General features: G+C 51.6%; 16 protein-coding genes. All 16 read right to left on the bottom strand.

The features are described from left to right. Positions 1-5: 5 nt before the first annotated feature. The gene (locus DSZ37_RS05945; RefSeq protein ID WP_028521668.1) at positions 6-470 is read right to left on the bottom strand and encodes an HIT family protein; all 465 of its coding nucleotides are present in this window, start codon (positions 468-470) and stop codon (positions 6-8) included. A 72-nt stretch (positions 471-542) separates the two neighbouring features. Beyond that, positions 543-1,313 (bottom strand): type III pantothenate kinase, encoded by a 771-nt coding sequence (locus DSZ37_RS05950; RefSeq protein ID WP_109726030.1) that lies wholly within the window; start codon positions 1,311-1,313, stop codon positions 543-545. Between the two features lie 18 nt (positions 1,314-1,331). Further along, complete coding sequence (locus DSZ37_RS05955) at positions 1,332-2,846, bottom strand: sialate O-acetylesterase (RefSeq protein WP_109726031.1); 1,515 nt, start codon at positions 2,844-2,846, stop codon at positions 1,332-1,334. Between the two features lie 15 nt (positions 2,847-2,861). Next, a complete protein-coding gene (locus DSZ37_RS05960; protein ID WP_109726032.1) occupies positions 2,862-3,800 on the bottom strand; it encodes a hypothetical protein in 939 nt (312 codons plus the stop codon). A 12-nt stretch (positions 3,801-3,812) separates the two neighbouring features. Further along, positions 3,813-4,769 carry a hypothetical protein gene (locus DSZ37_RS05965; protein WP_109726033.1) on the bottom strand — a complete coding sequence of 319 codons (957 nt, stop codon included), beginning with the start codon at positions 4,767-4,769 and terminating at the stop codon, positions 3,813-3,815. 12 nt (positions 4,770-4,781) lie between these two features. Beyond that, positions 4,782-5,738, bottom strand: coding sequence for a hypothetical protein (locus DSZ37_RS05970; RefSeq protein ID WP_109726034.1), 957 nt, complete (start codon positions 5,736-5,738; stop codon positions 4,782-4,784). Positions 5,739-5,749: 11 nt separating this feature from the next. Next, complete coding sequence (locus tag DSZ37_RS05975; RefSeq protein WP_109726035.1) at positions 5,750-6,694, bottom strand: hypothetical protein; 945 nt, start codon at positions 6,692-6,694, stop codon at positions 5,750-5,752. 84 nt (positions 6,695-6,778) lie between these two features. Further along, the gene (hydE, locus tag DSZ37_RS05980) at positions 6,779-7,813 is read right to left on the bottom strand and encodes a [FeFe] hydrogenase H-cluster radical SAM maturase HydE (protein WP_109726036.1); all 1,035 of its coding nucleotides are present in this window, start codon (positions 7,811-7,813) and stop codon (positions 6,779-6,781) included. A gap of 1 nt (position 7,814) precedes the next feature. Continuing rightward, positions 7,815-8,747 carry a quinolinate synthase NadA gene (gene nadA, locus DSZ37_RS05985; RefSeq protein WP_109726037.1) on the bottom strand — a complete coding sequence of 311 codons (933 nt, stop codon included), beginning with the start codon at positions 8,745-8,747 and terminating at the stop codon, positions 7,815-7,817. Positions 8,748-9,187: 440 nt separating this feature from the next. Further along, positions 9,188-9,565: a RidA family protein gene (locus DSZ37_RS05990; RefSeq protein ID WP_109726038.1), complete on the bottom strand. Its 378-nt coding sequence runs from the start codon at positions 9,563-9,565 to the stop codon at positions 9,188-9,190. Positions 9,566-9,634: 69 nt separating this feature from the next. Further along, positions 9,635-10,339, bottom strand: coding sequence for a hypothetical protein (locus tag DSZ37_RS05995; RefSeq protein WP_109726039.1), 705 nt, complete (start codon positions 10,337-10,339; stop codon positions 9,635-9,637). Between the two features lie 137 nt (positions 10,340-10,476). Next, the gene (gene leuB / locus DSZ37_RS06000) at positions 10,477-11,550 is read right to left on the bottom strand and encodes a 3-isopropylmalate dehydrogenase (protein WP_109726040.1); all 1,074 of its coding nucleotides are present in this window, start codon (positions 11,548-11,550) and stop codon (positions 10,477-10,479) included. Between the two features lie 57 nt (positions 11,551-11,607). Next, positions 11,608-12,264, bottom strand: coding sequence for a YhfC family glutamic-type intramembrane protease (locus DSZ37_RS06005; protein ID WP_109726041.1), 657 nt, complete (start codon positions 12,262-12,264; stop codon positions 11,608-11,610). Continuing rightward, on the bottom strand, positions 12,257-12,682 hold the full coding sequence (locus DSZ37_RS06010; RefSeq protein ID WP_109726042.1) for an NUDIX domain-containing protein: 426 nt from the start codon (positions 12,680-12,682) through the stop codon (positions 12,257-12,259). The genes DSZ37_RS06005 and DSZ37_RS06010 overlap by 8 nt, the downstream gene beginning before the upstream one ends. 10 nt (positions 12,683-12,692) lie before the next feature. Next, on the bottom strand, positions 12,693-13,184 hold the full coding sequence (gene leuD / locus DSZ37_RS06015; protein WP_109726043.1) for a 3-isopropylmalate dehydratase small subunit: 492 nt from the start codon (positions 13,182-13,184) through the stop codon (positions 12,693-12,695). After that, positions 13,181-14,449, bottom strand: coding sequence for a 3-isopropylmalate dehydratase large subunit (gene leuC, locus DSZ37_RS06020; RefSeq protein WP_109726044.1), 1,269 nt, complete (start codon positions 14,447-14,449; stop codon positions 13,181-13,183). Before leuC ends, leuD begins: the two co-directional genes overlap by 4 nt. Positions 14,450-14,470 lie beyond the last annotated feature (21 nt).

Below are 14,470 nucleotides of genomic sequence, written 5' to 3' on the forward strand. Positions count from 1 at the left end.
CTGTATCACAGCAATTTCTCAAGTTCATCAAGGAGCTTCTTTTTCATGTTTTCAAGCTGCTCCTCACCGGGTCTGTTTTCGTCGGAGTACATCTTCTCCATAGGATACCACCAGACAGGTCCCTTGCCGTTGTTTCCGTAGTTACCGATGTCACCGCTGACTCTCGGGTACAGATGCCAGTGAAGATGTGCGTCACCCATACCAAGCAGCTCATAGTTCATCTTCTCAGCTCCGAAAGCCTTTGACACAGCTTCCGCAACAACAGACATCTCCTCAAGGAACTTTGCTCTCTCGGCAGGCTCCAGATGGAAAAGCTCCGTTTTGTCTCCGTGGTGTTTGTAAAGAAAGAGGGAATAGCCGTGGAAATGCTGGTTATCGCCGATTACCACATATCCCGTTTCAAGCTCCTTTACAAAATAGGGATTTTCTCCATTTTTTATCATTTCTATCCTGTCGCATATCAGACACATGATAGTCCTCCGAAAAATATAGTAATAATTATAGCAAAGCTAAATTATGATTTAAGGCTAAGGGCTTTAACATCACTTCTTGTTCTTCCTGTAGATTATAGCCAGACCCTTTATGAGGAGGTTATTGTCAAGGATTATCTTTCTCCTGCAAAGGGGAACTACCAGCTCGGAAAGTCCGCCTGTTGCCACTGCTGTACACTTCTCGCCCAGCTCGTCCTCTATGCGGTCGATTATGCCGTCAAGGGCGCTGGCGTTGGAGTAGAGTATGCCGCTCTTGAGGCAGTCGATGGTATTTGTGCCGATAACATGGGGCGGCACCTCAAAATTCACCTTGGGGAGCTGTGCTGTCCTTGCTGTGAGAGCGTCGGCAGCTACCTTCATGCCCGTGAGGATAAGTCCGCCGCGGTAGTTCTTCTTGCTGTCAACAACAGAGAGAGTTGTGGCGGTTCCCATATCGATGATGATAAGGGGAACGGGATACTGGTTTATAGCCGCAACAGCGTTTACAGCCTGATCGCTTCCCAGCTGTGCAGGGTTGTCGATTAGGATATTGAGTCCTGTCTTTACTCCGGGACCTGCCATCATTACATCAACTCCGAAGAGCTTGCGGACAGCCTCCTTGACGGTATTGGTCACGGAGGGTACTACCGATGACATAATGGCGTCGTCGATGTCAGAGACGTTGAAGCTGTTCATCTCGAGGATGGTCTTGATGAGTACAGCGTATTCTGCGGCTGTGGCATTGTGGTCTGTGCTGATCCTCTCAAAGAGAACTACCTCGTCCTTGTCGTCAACACAGCCGAAAACGATGTTGGTATTTCCGATATCTACTGCTAAAAGCATGATCTTCCTCCTGAATAATTAGTCGGTATATGTGCGGAATGGCGCGAGAGGGAGCCCGTTGACTCCGAAAAGGCCTACGTCCGCATAGTTTGTCCACTTGAAACGGGCTGCGGCAGGGGCTTTCACCTTATCGCAGCTCAGCTCTATATATGGCAGGGCTACCCTTGCCTGTGCTGGATAGAACTTACCGTCGCTGCCTGCCAGCTCGAAGCCCTCAAGGCAGTGCTCGTCCTTTCCGCCCAGACCCTTTCCCACGTTGGCAAGGTGTATGAGCATGGCGCTTCCTCTTATCTCGAAGCCGTCATACATGGGCGGCATGGACTCGCTCCTGCTCATCTGTGAATAGACCTCGCTCATTGCCTGAAGGTAGAGTCTGTGGCCTATGGGCTCCTTGTCGGTGGGGTGGATATTGTTGAATTCTCCGCAGTCAAGGCAGACAGCCAGACCCGTGTTCTTAACGGTGCGGAACACCTTTTCCTGCGCTTCTCTTATGAGCGCCCAGCTCTTTGTGTCGGGATCGTCCCTGTACTTGAACATGGGGAGCTGTACGATGATAAACGGCAGCTCGTCGTCCTTCCAGTCACGGCGCCAGTTCTCGATGAGAGCCTTCAGCAGCACGCTGTATATCTGGGGGCGGTGGTCGTCGGACTCGCCCTGATACCAGAGCACGCCGCGGAGAGTATAGGGTGCAACTCTGCTTACCATGGTCTCATACAGACCGCATGGGCGCATGGGATTTTTTATGCCGTGAGGACCGGGATACCTGTTCTCGCCGCATTTTGCCACAACATCGGGCCACTTAATATCGGGGTCAGCGTCATAGCACTCAGCCACGCGCTGCTCCCAGCCCTCCTGATACGCCGTATACTCGTCATACTCCGCTATCATCTTCTTGCGTGATTTGCCCTTTACAGCCCTGTCGTACTCCTCCACATAGGGGCGGAGACGGCTGTCCTGCTCGAGGTACTCGCGGCTCATCCACGCAGAGGCGGAGGTGCCGCCCCAGTTGCAGCCTATGATGCCTACGGTGACGCCAAGCCTGCGGCTCAGCTCCTTTGCGAAGTAATACCCTGCAGCCGACCATGCCGCGGAATTATCCGCAGATGGCAGGCTCCAGCCCGTATGCTTTTCGGCTTCCTCTATTTCCTCAGGCATGGCGCATTTGGGAGTGTAGTAATATCTAACGTCCTCCTCGGCACAGCTGACCAGCTCGCGGACTCCGTTCTTGTCATTGCGGAGCTCAAACTCCATGTTGGACTGACCGCCTGCCAGCCAGACCTCTCCGATAGCCACATTTCGGAACACCTTCCTTATGGCTCCGCAGGCTATCTCAAGGGTACATTTGCTGCACTCCGTCATAGGGGGCAGTACAGCCTCCCATCTGCCTTTTCTGATTATGGCTCTCACGGAGATGAGCAGCTCGGGCACGGAGACGGTTATGACCTTTTCGTTATTGGTGCAGGTGCCGAAGATACGGACGTACCGCTCTCTTTGCAGCACCATGTTATCACTGAATACAGCAGCAGCTTTCATTATGCGAAAATCTCCTTATTCGTTTACTGAAAGAACGTCGTTCTCATGGCAGAAATCAATGAGGGTATATCTTGCGATATCGGCATATTCAGGCTTTGCCAGATAGTATATGTAGGTCTCGATGAGGTTGAACAGCCATGCTGTCCTGCCCTCTATCTTGAACTGGTTAAAGCCCATGGGGAGGTACTTGTCCCAGATGTCGGCGGGCTTAATATTTGTGCTCAGGTCTCTTATCTCAAAGAGGTTCCTCGTGAAAAACGGGCAGTTCTGGTTGGCTCCGTCCCCGAAGATTATGGGGTCATAGGGCTGGTCGGGGTACTTCCTCATATGGTTTGCGTAGTTTATCTGCTGGACGCCCACGTTGTAGTAATGCTGTTTCCTGTTGGGACAGGCAGGGCGGCAGTTTGAGTTCACCAGAAATTCGCACTTCTCCTTGTGGGGAAGCTTTTCGAGGATATCGAACTTGTTGTTGAGGTCGTAATCCACCACCACTATGCTGTAATCCTTTTCCAGCTCCTGAGCCAGTCTTTCGCCGTCGTCAAGGCGCTTGCAGGTGGAGCTTGTCAGCTTGAAATCGGGGTAGGTCTTGCGGATATACTCCTCCAGAATGGGGGATACCACGATAGCCTCATTGAGACCGTTGTTTGCAAGGCTCATGACCATGTTGCAGAACTTGTCGCTGAGGTGCTTCTTTTCCAGAGCGGGATTTGTGAATGTGAAGCGGACGGGTATGCCCCTGTCGTTGAACGCCTTCAGCACCATCTTCACGAATTTCTTGTCGCATAAGCCCTCCTGAGTCCTTCCGCCGTTCCAGATGGACTGGGGAAAGGCTCCGTAGAATGAGGCTATCTCGAAATCGCGGAAGTACTGGGGATACTGCTCCAGCACCGTGGCGAAGATAAGGTTGAACTTGAAATGTGTGGCTATACCCGGGAGGTGAAATCTTGCTTTCATAGTATTCACCTCTTATTTGTCCACGCGGATTATGCCGTTGCGCTCCAGATTGTAGAGGAGCATAAGACGGGCTTCGTCGCGGCACTCGGGCTTCACCATGTAGTAGAGGTAGTTCTCGGTGAGGAATATCCTGCCTGCTGTCCTGCCCTCAAGCTTGAACTGCTCAAAGCCCATGGGGATGTACTTCTCCCAGATATCATCGGGGCTCACATGGGTGGGGAGCTTTCTTATATCAAAGGCATTTCTGGTGAAGCAGCCGCAGTTTATGACGTTTTCCTCGTTTATCTCATAATATTTGTTCAGGTCAAAGGGCTCGGTGCTTCCGCTGTTCACATAGTCGTTGTAAGCGATGGAGTGCTCGCCTATGAGCCTGTAATGCTCCTTACGCATCTTGCACTTGGGATTGCAGAGGGTATTGCAGAGTATCTCGCATCTGCTTCTGTCCTCCACGGGTATCTTCTCCAGCTGGTCGAACTGATTGTTCAGGTCGTAGTCCAGCACCACTATGCTGTAATCCTTTTTCAGCTCGCCTATGGGACCGTCAACGGTGTCAAGGCGCTTGCAGGTAGAGCTGGTCAGCTTGAAGTTGGGGTACTTGTCGCGGATGTAGTCCTCAAGGAGGGCTGAATTGACGATGACCTCGTTGAGGTCGTTGTAAGCCAGTTCAAGTATCCTGTTGCAGAAGGGGTCGTGGAGGAGCTCCTCTGTGATGCAGGGATTTGTGAATGTAAAGCGGACAGGTATGCCCATATTATTGAAGGTGGTTATGACCTGTTTAACGTAGCTCTCATCGCATCTGCCTCTTACGGACCTTCCGCCGTTCCAGACAGCAGGGGGGAATACGCCGTAGAATGAGGCTATCTCCACGCCCTCGCGGAAGAAATAGGGACAGTTCTTCATCAGATGTGCGAATATGAGATTGAAGGAAAAGTTTTTCGTAAGTCCCGGAAGATGAAATCTTGCTCTCATGATATCGCCTCCTTAGCTTTCGTACTGGATAACGCCGTTTGAGTCGAGGTTGTAGAAGAACATCATTCTTGCCTCGTCGCGGCATTCGGGCTTTGTCATGTAGTACATATAGATATCTATGAGGTAGAGGTTTCCTGCGGTCCTGCCCTCAAGCTTGAACTGCTCGAAGCCCATGGGAGCATACTTGCCCCAGATAGCGTCGGGAGAGATATGTGTGGGCAGGTCCTTTATCTCATAGAGGGTACGCTGACGGCAGTTGCAGTGTATGAGCTTGTTGACGTTGCGCTCGGTGTAGTCGTTGATGTCAAAGGGAAGCTCGGGGTGTTCCTTCAGGTGCTTGTTGTAGTATATCATCTGCTCGCCGATAAGGTCGTACTCCAGCTTGCGGTTGGGACATTTCGGGTTGCAGCAGGCGTTGGACAGGAACTCGATGCGGGGTCTGTCCTCCATGGGCACCTTTTCGAGGATATCGAATTTATTGTTGAGGTCGTAGTCCATGACCACGATGCTGTAGTCCTTTTTCAGCTCATTGAGGAAGCCGTCCTCGGTGTCAAGGCGCTTGCAGGTAGAGCTGGTCAGCTTGTAGTCGGGATAGGTCTTGCGGATATAGTCCTCCAGCAGGGGAGAGTTCACGATGACCTCGTTGAAACCGTTGTTGGCAAGCTCCATGACTCTGTTGCAGAAGGGGTCATAGAGGTGCTCCTCTTTCAGCACGGGGTTGGTAAAGGTAAATCTCAGGGGAATGCCAAGGTCATTGAAGGACTTGATGACGCCCTTGACGAAGCTCTCGTCGCACTGACCGCCGATGGTCCTGCCGCCGTTCCATAATGAGGGCGGGAACGCACCGTAGAATGAAGCTATCTCAACGCCCTCGCGGAAGTAGTCGGGGCGGTTTTTCAGCATATGTGCAAAGACGAGATTGAAGCGGAAATGCTCCGTAAAATCAGGGAGATGAAATCTTACTCGCATGATTATCCTCCTTACTTGAATGACAATGCGCCTGAATTCTCCATCGTTTTCAGCAGGGTGAACCTTGCCTCGTCGCGGCATTCGGGCTTTGCCATGTAGTACATATATGTTTCCAGCACGTTTATGGGGCTTGCTGTCCTGCCCTCTATCTTGAACTGCTCAAAGCCCATGGGCACATACTTCTCCCAGATATCATCGGGGGAGATATGTGTGCGGAGGTTCCTTATCTCAAAGATACCTCTCTGTGAGTAGGGGCAGTCGCGGAAGTGGTCAGGGTCGTACTTCTCCACATTGAAGGGGAGATTGGGGTACTTCTTTATATGCTCGTTATAGGCTATCTGCTGGACGCCTATGGAGTGATAATGGGCGGAGCGTCTGGGACATCCCGGCTCACAGCAGGCATTTGAGAGGAACTCGATACGGGGTCTGTACTCCATGGGTATCTTCTCAAGGAGCTCGAAGCGGTTGTTCAGGTCGTAGTCCATTACAACTATATGGTAATCCTTTTCCAGCTCGCCCAGAAGCCCCTCGAGGGTATCAAGGCGCTTGCAGGTGGAGCTGGTAAGCTTGTAGTCGGGAAAGTTCCTGCGGATATAGTCCTCCAGTATGGGAGACATGACGATAGCCTCGTTGAGACCGTTGTTCGCCATATTCAGCACCATGTTGCAGAACGGGTCGCTGAGGTGCTTTTTCTCCAGTGCAGGGTTTGTGAATGTAAATCTCAGGGGTATGCCTCTCTCGTTGAAGGTCTTGATGACCTGCTTTACGAAAGTCTTGTCACAGACTCCTCCCTGAGTTCTGCCGCCGTTCCAGATAGATGGTGGGAATACGCCGTAGAATGGAGCTATCTCCACGCCCTCGCGGAAAAATTCGGGGCGGTGCTTCAGCATTTCCGCAAAGAGGAGATTGAGCTTGAAATTACCCGAAAAATCGGGAAGGTGGAAACGAACTCTCATGTTTTATTCTCCTTGGATCGAAGTATATTTTTATTTTGTATAAAGCCTTGTCAGCAATAGGGCTGACAGCTGACGGCTAATGGCTTATATGCAGTCTCCGCGCTCGGCGGATACCTCATAGCCTGCGGACTCTATCCGTCTTTGCAGGCAGCCGCGGCATTCGGCGGCTTCTTCTCCCGTACATATCTTGTTGTCGTACAGGTCGTATTTCTTCCTCACCTTTACGGGCGAGAGATTGGGCATAACGACGTTGCAGCCTGTTTTCAGCCCCAGCTCCCTGCCGTTGGGAGCGATAGTGCCGAGGGCAGTGGTGGCAGGCAGCAGCACCTTGGGGAACATTAGCCTGAGTATGCCCAGAAGTCTCAGGGTCAGTGCGAGAGTACCGCCGCTCTCCTCCGCAAAGGGAGTGTTATGGTGGGGCACAAAGGGACCTATGCCTATCATCTGGGGGCGCAGCTCCTGAAGGAAGCGCAGGTCCGCGATAATGTGGTCTGTGGTCTGGTACGGAGCGCCCACCATGAAGCCTGCACCTACCTGATAGCCCAGCTCGCGGAGCTGAAAGAGACATTCCTTGCGGTGAGCAAGGCTCATCTCCGCAGGGTGGAGCTTTGAATACAGCTCCTCTGAGGCGGCTTCGTGGCGGAGCAGGTATCTGTCCGCACCTGCCTCCTTCATACGCTTGTAGCTGTCGTAAGAGCGCTCGCCCAGTGACAGTGTAACAGCGCAGTCCGGGTATTTTTCCTTTATTTCCGATATTACCGAGCACATGAAGTCATCGGTGAAGAAGCTGTCCTCGCCGCCCTGCATGACGAATGTACGGAAGCCCAGTCCGTAGCCGTTTTCGCAGCAGCTCATTATCTCCTCGCGGGAGAGGCGGTAGCGGTCAGCCTCTTTGTTGCTGCGGCGGATACCGCAGTAAAGGCAGTCATTCCTGCAATAGCTGGATACCTCGATAAGGCCTCTGAGAAAGACCTTTTTTCCGTAGCTTTTCTGTCTTGTCTCATCGGCATATCTGCGGAGAAGCTCCGCAGTCTCGCTGTTGTCGGTCTCAATGAGAGCTTTCAGCTCGCTGTCGGAGAGGTCTCCTGTATTGTAAAGTTTTTCGGCAAGTTCCGTCATATCAGCCGCCCAGCCTTATCATTTCATCTATGCACTTTCTCGCCTGAGCGATGAGCTCATCGTCCATGAGTATCTCGAAAGCGTCGCCGTCTCCGCCGCCGATACCGACGAGAGTATTGTAGATATCGGGGAGGGTGGTGAGCTTCATGTTGTGACAGACAAGGTCACGGCTGACGGGATAGAATTTCTTTCCGGGGCAGTCATACTGCAAGTGCTCCACGATGGAATTTTCCGTGCCGATGATGAACTCCTTCTTATCGGACTTCTTTGCGTAGTCCATGATACCAGTAGTCGAGCCCACATAGTCAGCCAGCTCTACCACCTTGGGAGTACACTCGGGATGTACGAGGAAAAGCGCATCGGGGTGCTCCTCCTTTGCAGCCAGTACCTCCTTGACTGTTATCCTTGCATGAGTGGGGCAGCCGCCCTGCAGGAGCTTGATATCCTTTTCGGGGCACTGCTTCTTTATATAGTCTCCCAGATTGCAGTCGGGGATGAAAAGTATCTTGTCGGTGTCAAGAGCTCTCACGATACGCAGAGCGCTTGACGAGGTAACGCAGACGTCGCAAACGGTCTTTAATGCAGCAGTGGTGTTGATGTAAGCCACAACAGTGCGGTCAGGCTCCATTTCGCGGACAGCGCTTATCATTTCCCTGTCCATCTGCTCAGCCATAGGGCAGCCTGCGTGCCTGTTGGAAAGGAATACACGCTTCTGCGGCGAGAGCATTTTTGCGGTCTCAGCCATGAAGTGAACTCCGCAGAAAAGGATATTTTCCTCAGCGATATTCTTTGCGTCAACACTGAGCTTATAGCTGTCACCCACGAAGTCTGCGATCTCGCATATCTCTCTTGCCTGATAGCAGTGTGCGAGGATGGCGGTATTTGTCTCTTTTTTGAGTTTTATGATACTGTCCTGCAGTTCACGAACGTTCATGATAATACTTCCTTTCGGTCTTAGGCATCAGACTTGAAATTATAATTTGCCTATTTTATCAATTATACCACATATGTTATAATATTTCAAGCCATAACGGAGAGTTGTCAGTGAAAAGTGCATAGTCCCGAAAAAACACAGCGGATATGACTGCTATGCTCATACAGCAGCTTTACACGCGATATCAAGGGAGCCCTTTTGAAAAGCGCTTCCTTTGATTCCTTTCTGAGGACTCTGTTTTGTTTTTATCAGGACAGGGCGCTTGATAATATATGCCTTTTTATTATATTTAAGGCGCCCTGTCCTGATAAAAACCAGCCAAAAGTCTTTGGAAAAGGGGTTCGGGGGAAGAACCTTTCCTCAGAAAGGTTTTCCCCCGATAGTTGCATATAAACTGTTATATAAGCACTGCGGTCATATCCGCTGTGGTTATTTACACATCAGAGCTCGCTCTCTGCGATAACTTCAACTTCCACAAGAACGCCCTTGGGGAGAGTTTTTACCGCAACGCAGCTTCTTGCAGGAAGGGAAGTAAAGTACCTTCCGTAGATCTCGTTGAATGCGGCAAAATCGTTCATATCCGCAAGAAAGCAGGTAGTCTTTACCGCCTTTTCAAAGGACGAGCCCGAGGTGGCGAGTACAGCGCCGAGGTTTTTCATTACCTGTTCTGTCTGCTCCTCGATAGTTGTGCCCTTTACGGTGTTGGTGAGCGGATCAATGGCTATCTGACCGCTGGTGTAGACCATTCCTCGCGAAACGATCGCCTGTGAATAGGGGCCTACTGCGGCAGGAGCCTTTTCTGTGTGTATCTTTATCATAGTTTTTTCCTCCATAGAGGATCATATCAGTTTAGTCACCGACGTAAGTACGGGTACACTGTTTGGCTCTCATTCATCGTCAGAGCTGAGATCCCAGTCATCGTCGCTGTCGTCGTCGTCATCCCAGTCCCAGTCCCAGTCGCTCTTTTCGCCTTCATCTATTCCGACATAGCCGAAATAGTCCTCGTCGCCCTTCTGTGTCAGAAGCACATTATACTGAGTATAGGGAACGTCCACATCGTTGACGGTCATATGAGACACCTGCACTACAAGTGCGCAAGGACCCTCATAGTCCTTATCAGACACCTTTGAGGAATTGCGGTAGCTTTCCATATCAAAGCCGCTGCCCTCGATACTGAAAACAGTGTCCTCGTCGTCCATGCCCTCGGCAGCGAGCTTGTAGTCCTTGCCGTAGATGTGGAGAACGCCGTCCTCAGAGATGCTTACGGGATCGTCCTTGTATGTTTCCTCGAGCTTCTTGGGATCAAGCTCCTCGGGTACATCGCCCATGGTCATATAGCCGTTGAGGTGATAAGCACCTGCGAGATCCTTGAGCTCAACGGGTTCGGCGTTTTCTGCTGATGATCCTTTTTCTTCTTTTTCGTTTTTGCCAGCCTCAGTCTCCTCCGCAGCGGTGGTATCGTCTGCGGCAGCAGTTGTTTCTGCCTTTGATGACTTGGTCTCCTTTTCGGAGTCCTTGCTCTTGTCAGCGCTGCACCCCACGAGCGCTGCTGCGAAAACTAATGCTGAAAGTCCCAATAATCCTTTTTTCATTTTTACCTCCTGATATTTCTGCGATATAAAAAATATATACGCAAATAATTTATGTATATATAATAATATTTTTGACGCAGAATGTCAATGAGGAAATTTTAAATTTTTTATGAAGTTCATATGAACTTATCATAGGTTTATATAACCTTTAATATAGCTTCCGTCATCTCGGTACAGCTAAGGGGCTGATCCTTGTCGCTTCCCATGAGGTCGGCAGTCCTGAGACCTGCATCAAGCACCTTATCTACGGCGTTTTCGATGGTCTCAGCCTCCTTTATGAGACCGAATGAATACCTGAGCATCATAGCTCCCGAAAGGATGGTGGCAATGGGGTTAGCCATGTTCTTTCCTGCGATATCAGGGGCAGAACCGTGTATGGGCTCATAGAGGCCGCGCTTTGAAGCGCCCAGTGACGCAGAAGCCAGCATTCCTATGGAGCCTGTGATCTGCGAGGCTTCATCTGAAAGTATATCTCCGAACATATTGGAGGTGACTATCACATCGAACTGCTTAGGGTCGCGTACCAGCTGCATAGCGGCATTGTCCACGAACATATCCTTGTATTCCACCTCGGGGTACTGCTCCGACAGCTCATGCATGGTCCTGCGCCAGAGCCGTGAGGACTCCAGAACATTTGCCTTATCCACGCTGCAAAGTCGCTTGCTGCGCTTCATAGCTGCTTCAAAGGCGACCTTGCCGATACGTTCTATCTCGGTGACGCTGTAAGCCTCGGTGTCGAAAGCCTCCTGACCGTACTTTCCCTCGCGGTAGCCGCGGTCGCCGAAGTAGATGCCTCCCGTGAGCTCACGTACTATCATTATATCAAAGCCGTCACCCACTATCTCGTCCTTCAGGGGAGAAGCTCCGCGGAGAGCAGGGTAGAGCTTTGCAGGGCGCAGGTTGGTGAACAGTCCCATAGCCGAGCGAATGCCCAGCAGAGCCTTTTCGGGACGCTTGTCTCCGGGCTGGTCGTCCCACTTGGGACCGCCCACGGCTCCCAGAATGACGCTGTCCGAAGCGAGACAGCCGTCCACGGTCTCCTGAGGGAGTGGGATACCTGTCTCATCAATGGCGCAGCCGCCGATGAGGTAGGGTGTAAAGGTGAATTTATGTCCGAACTTTTCTGCTGTCTTTTCAAGGACTGCCACGGCGCTGTCCACAATCTCGGGACCTATGCCGTCGCCCTTTAGCAATGCTATTTTCAGTTCCATAATTACTCCTTTCGATCAATGTGAGATTGCAGTGCCGCGCAGAACACGCACTGCACACTATATATATGTTTCATGCTCATAGGAGGCTCCCATTGCCTTGTAGCAGCGGTATGCGGCATAGCATATGCCTGTGGTCAGGAACAGACGAATCGCCATTGAAACAGGCATTATAAACACCGCTCCCGTGAAATTGCCCAGAAAGTGCAGAAATACCGCTAATGGAAGCATTATGAGAGACTTGTTCATCTGTATGCCGTAGAATATGAGCACAGTCACGCCGATACAGAAAGCCGCGCCTTCGATGAAGCCAAACAAATTCACGGGAAAGATATCCGCGGCTGCCCTGCCTGTGCCGATAAGGTTCAGGCAGGCAAATCCCGAGCTTATGCTCTCGAAGGAGCCGTGTCCTATTGCGTAGGTGACTGCGTCCCTGCGGTGGTCGTATGAACTGAGGAGCCAGCGAAGCACAGCAAACTTGCTGCCCTCCTCGAATATGCCGTACAGCAGAGCCTGCTGCAAATAGAATGAGAGATGGTCGCTGCGGTCAAAGCCTGCGCGTATTGCTCCTGCCACAATAAATACGGGTAAGCACACCGCAAGTGCGGCAGGTGCGGGGAGTATCCGTGCCCCTGTCCTTTTGTGCCAGAATATCAGCAGCAGAAGCGGTCCCAGCAGATTTGTAAGTCCTGCCAGAAGGCAGCTCAGGTCAGTCATGATAGTCTCCTTTGCTGAGGATGTCAAATACCTTATTCTTCTCGAGATCGCTGATTATCTCAGCAGGAAGCAGGGAACGGCACTGCTGTTCGTCAGCCCACACAAAAGAGCTGTGTTCAAAGCTCAGCCTTACGTCTTCTTCATCTGTTTCGCACAGATACGCTATGATAAGATCGGGGACCTCATGGTGTAAGAGCGCAATATAAGCGATATTGCCTATCCTTATATCCCCAATGCCTGTTTCTTCCCTGACCTCTCGCTTTGCTGCTTCCTCGGGAGTCTCTCCGCTTTCGACACTGCCGCCTGCATTTTCCCATGTATCTGCGCCCGTGTCATCGTTTTCACTGCGCCTGACAAGGAGAAAGCGGTTCAGCTTTTTATTGTGGATTATACATTTTACGATTATCTTTGCTGTCATTTCCTGCGCCTCAGAAAGCCTCGTTGACGATAGCCTGCATAAGTCCGCCGTTTTCGATTATCTTCTGTACGAACTCGGGGAATGGAGCGGTCTTGTACTCCTTACCTGTAGTTATATTGCGGATAATGCCGTTGTCGAGGTCGGCTTCCACGGTGTCTCCCTCGGAGATCTCCTCAGCAGCCGCAGGACATTCCACGATGGCAAGTCCTATGTTTATGGCGTTGCGGTAGAATATACGGGCGAAGCTCTTTGCGATGACCAGTGAGACTCCGCTTGCCTTTATGGCTATGGGAGCGTGCTCACGGGAGGAGCCGCAGCCGAAATTCTGACCTGCGGTGATGATGTCACCCTGCTTTACGCGGCTGACGAAGGTCTTGTCAAGGTCCTCCATGCAGTGGCTCGCCAGCTCCTTGTGGTCGCTGGTATTGAGGTAACGTGCAGGGATAATAACGTCTGTGTCCACGTTGTCGCCGTACTTTATAACGCTTCCTGTGTATTTCATTTTCCCATTACCTCCCATGGACTTGTTATCCTGCCTGTTACTGCGCTTGCTGCGGCAGTTGCAGGGCTTGCAAGGTACACCTCTGACTCTGGGTGACCCATTCTTCCCACGAAGTTGCGGTTCGTAGTGGTTATGGCTCTTTCGCCTGCGGCAAGTATGCCCATGTATCCGCCGAGACATGGTCCGCAGGTGGGAGTTGATACTACCGCGCCGAATTCGATGAATGTGCGGAGGAGCCCCATTTCCATAGCGTCAAGGTAGACCTGCTGAGTCGCGGGGATAACTATGACGCGGACGTTCTTTGCTGCCTTTCTGCCCTTCATTATCTCTGCGGCAGCGATAAGGTCCTCAAGTCTGCCGTTGGTGCAGGAGCCTATGACCACCTGATCTATTTTAACATCGCCTATTTCGCCGAAGGTCTTTGCGTTTTCGGGGAGGTGGGGGAAAGCCACGGTAGGCTCAATTGCCGAAAGGTCAATGTCAATGACCTCGTCGTATTCAGCGTCGGGGTCGGCACTGTACACAACGGGCTCTGCGCCGCCGTGCTGACGGATATAGTCAAGGGTTATCTCGTCTACCCCGAAGATACCGTTCTTTGCGCCTGCCTCTATAGCCATGTTGGCAATGCAGAGGCGGTCAGCCATAGTCAGTGAGGAGAGTCCCTCACCTGTGAACTCCATAGAGCGGTAGAGGGCGCCGTCAACGCCTATTTTTCCGATGATGTGGAGGATAACGTCCTTGCCGGAGACGTATCTGCGGAGGCTTCCCCTGAGGTTGAACTTTATGGCAGAGGGCACCTTGAACCACGCCTTGCCTGTTGCCATACCGCACGCCATATCCGTGGAGCCGACGCCTGTGGAGAAGGCTCCCAGAGCGCCGTAGGTGCAGGTGTGTGAATCGGCGCCGATGACTGCATTTCCTGCGGTGACCAGTCCTTTTTCGGGGAGCAGGGCGTGTTCAATGCCCATTTCTCCCACATCGTAAAAATGGGTTATTTCCTTTTCTCCGCAGAAATCGCGGCACATTTTGCACTGCTCTGCCGCCTTTATGTCCTTGTTTGGAGCGAAGTGATCCATGACCATGGTGATCTTATCTTTGTCGAACACGCTGTCCTTGCCAAGCTTTGCGAACTCCTTGATAGCTACGGGAGAGGTGATATCGTTGCCGAGGACCAGATCTAAGTCGGCTAAGATAAGCTCTCCCGGGCTGACGGACTCTCTGCCCGAATGAGCCGCAAGTATTTTCTGCGTCATTGTCATTGCCATTTTTACACGCTTCTTTCGTAT

This window comes from Ruminococcus flavefaciens, assembly GCF_900116855.1.
In the GTDB taxonomy this organism is placed as follows: Bacteria; Bacillota; Clostridia; order Oscillospirales; family Ruminococcaceae; genus Ruminococcus; species Ruminococcus flavefaciens_R.

Coding starts and splice junctions, on each gene's coding strand:
- DSZ37_RS05945 (WP_028521668.1), bottom strand. CDS start 470: ATGTGTCTGATATGCGACAGGATAGAAATGATAAAAAATGGAGAAAAT.
- DSZ37_RS05950 (WP_109726030.1), bottom strand. CDS start 1,313: ATGCTTTTAGCAGTAGATATCGGAAATACCAACATCGTTTTCGGCTGT.
- DSZ37_RS05955 (WP_109726031.1), bottom strand. CDS start 2,846: ATGAAAGCTGCTGCTGTATTCAGTGATAACATGGTGCTGCAAAGAGAG.
- DSZ37_RS05960 (WP_109726032.1), bottom strand. CDS start 3,800: ATGAAAGCAAGATTTCACCTCCCGGGTATAGCCACACATTTCAAGTTC.
- DSZ37_RS05965 (WP_109726033.1), bottom strand. CDS start 4,769: ATGAGAGCAAGATTTCATCTTCCGGGACTTACGAAAAACTTTTCCTTC.
- DSZ37_RS05970 (WP_109726034.1), bottom strand. CDS start 5,738: ATGCGAGTAAGATTTCATCTCCCTGATTTTACGGAGCATTTCCGCTTC.
- DSZ37_RS05975 (WP_109726035.1), bottom strand. CDS start 6,694: ATGAGAGTTCGTTTCCACCTTCCCGATTTTTCGGGTAATTTCAAGCTC.
- hydE (WP_109726036.1), bottom strand. CDS start 7,813: ATGACGGAACTTGCCGAAAAACTTTACAATACAGGAGACCTCTCCGAC.
- nadA (WP_109726037.1), bottom strand. CDS start 8,747: ATGAACGTTCGTGAACTGCAGGACAGTATCATAAAACTCAAAAAAGAG.
- DSZ37_RS05990 (WP_109726038.1), bottom strand. CDS start 9,565: ATGATAAAGATACACACAGAAAAGGCTCCTGCCGCAGTAGGCCCCTAT.
- DSZ37_RS05995 (WP_109726039.1), bottom strand. CDS start 10,339: ATGAAAAAAGGATTATTGGGACTTTCAGCATTAGTTTTCGCAGCAGCG.
- leuB (WP_109726040.1), bottom strand. CDS start 11,550: ATGGAACTGAAAATAGCATTGCTAAAGGGCGACGGCATAGGTCCCGAG.
- DSZ37_RS06005 (WP_109726041.1), bottom strand. CDS start 12,264: ATGACTGACCTGAGCTGCCTTCTGGCAGGACTTACAAATCTGCTGGGA.
- DSZ37_RS06010 (WP_109726042.1), bottom strand. CDS start 12,682: ATGACAGCAAAGATAATCGTAAAATGTATAATCCACAATAAAAAGCTG.
- leuD (WP_109726043.1), bottom strand. CDS start 13,184: ATGAAATACACAGGAAGCGTTATAAAGTACGGCGACAACGTGGACACA.
- leuC (WP_109726044.1), bottom strand. CDS start 14,449: ATGGCAATGACAATGACGCAGAAAATACTTGCGGCTCATTCGGGCAGA.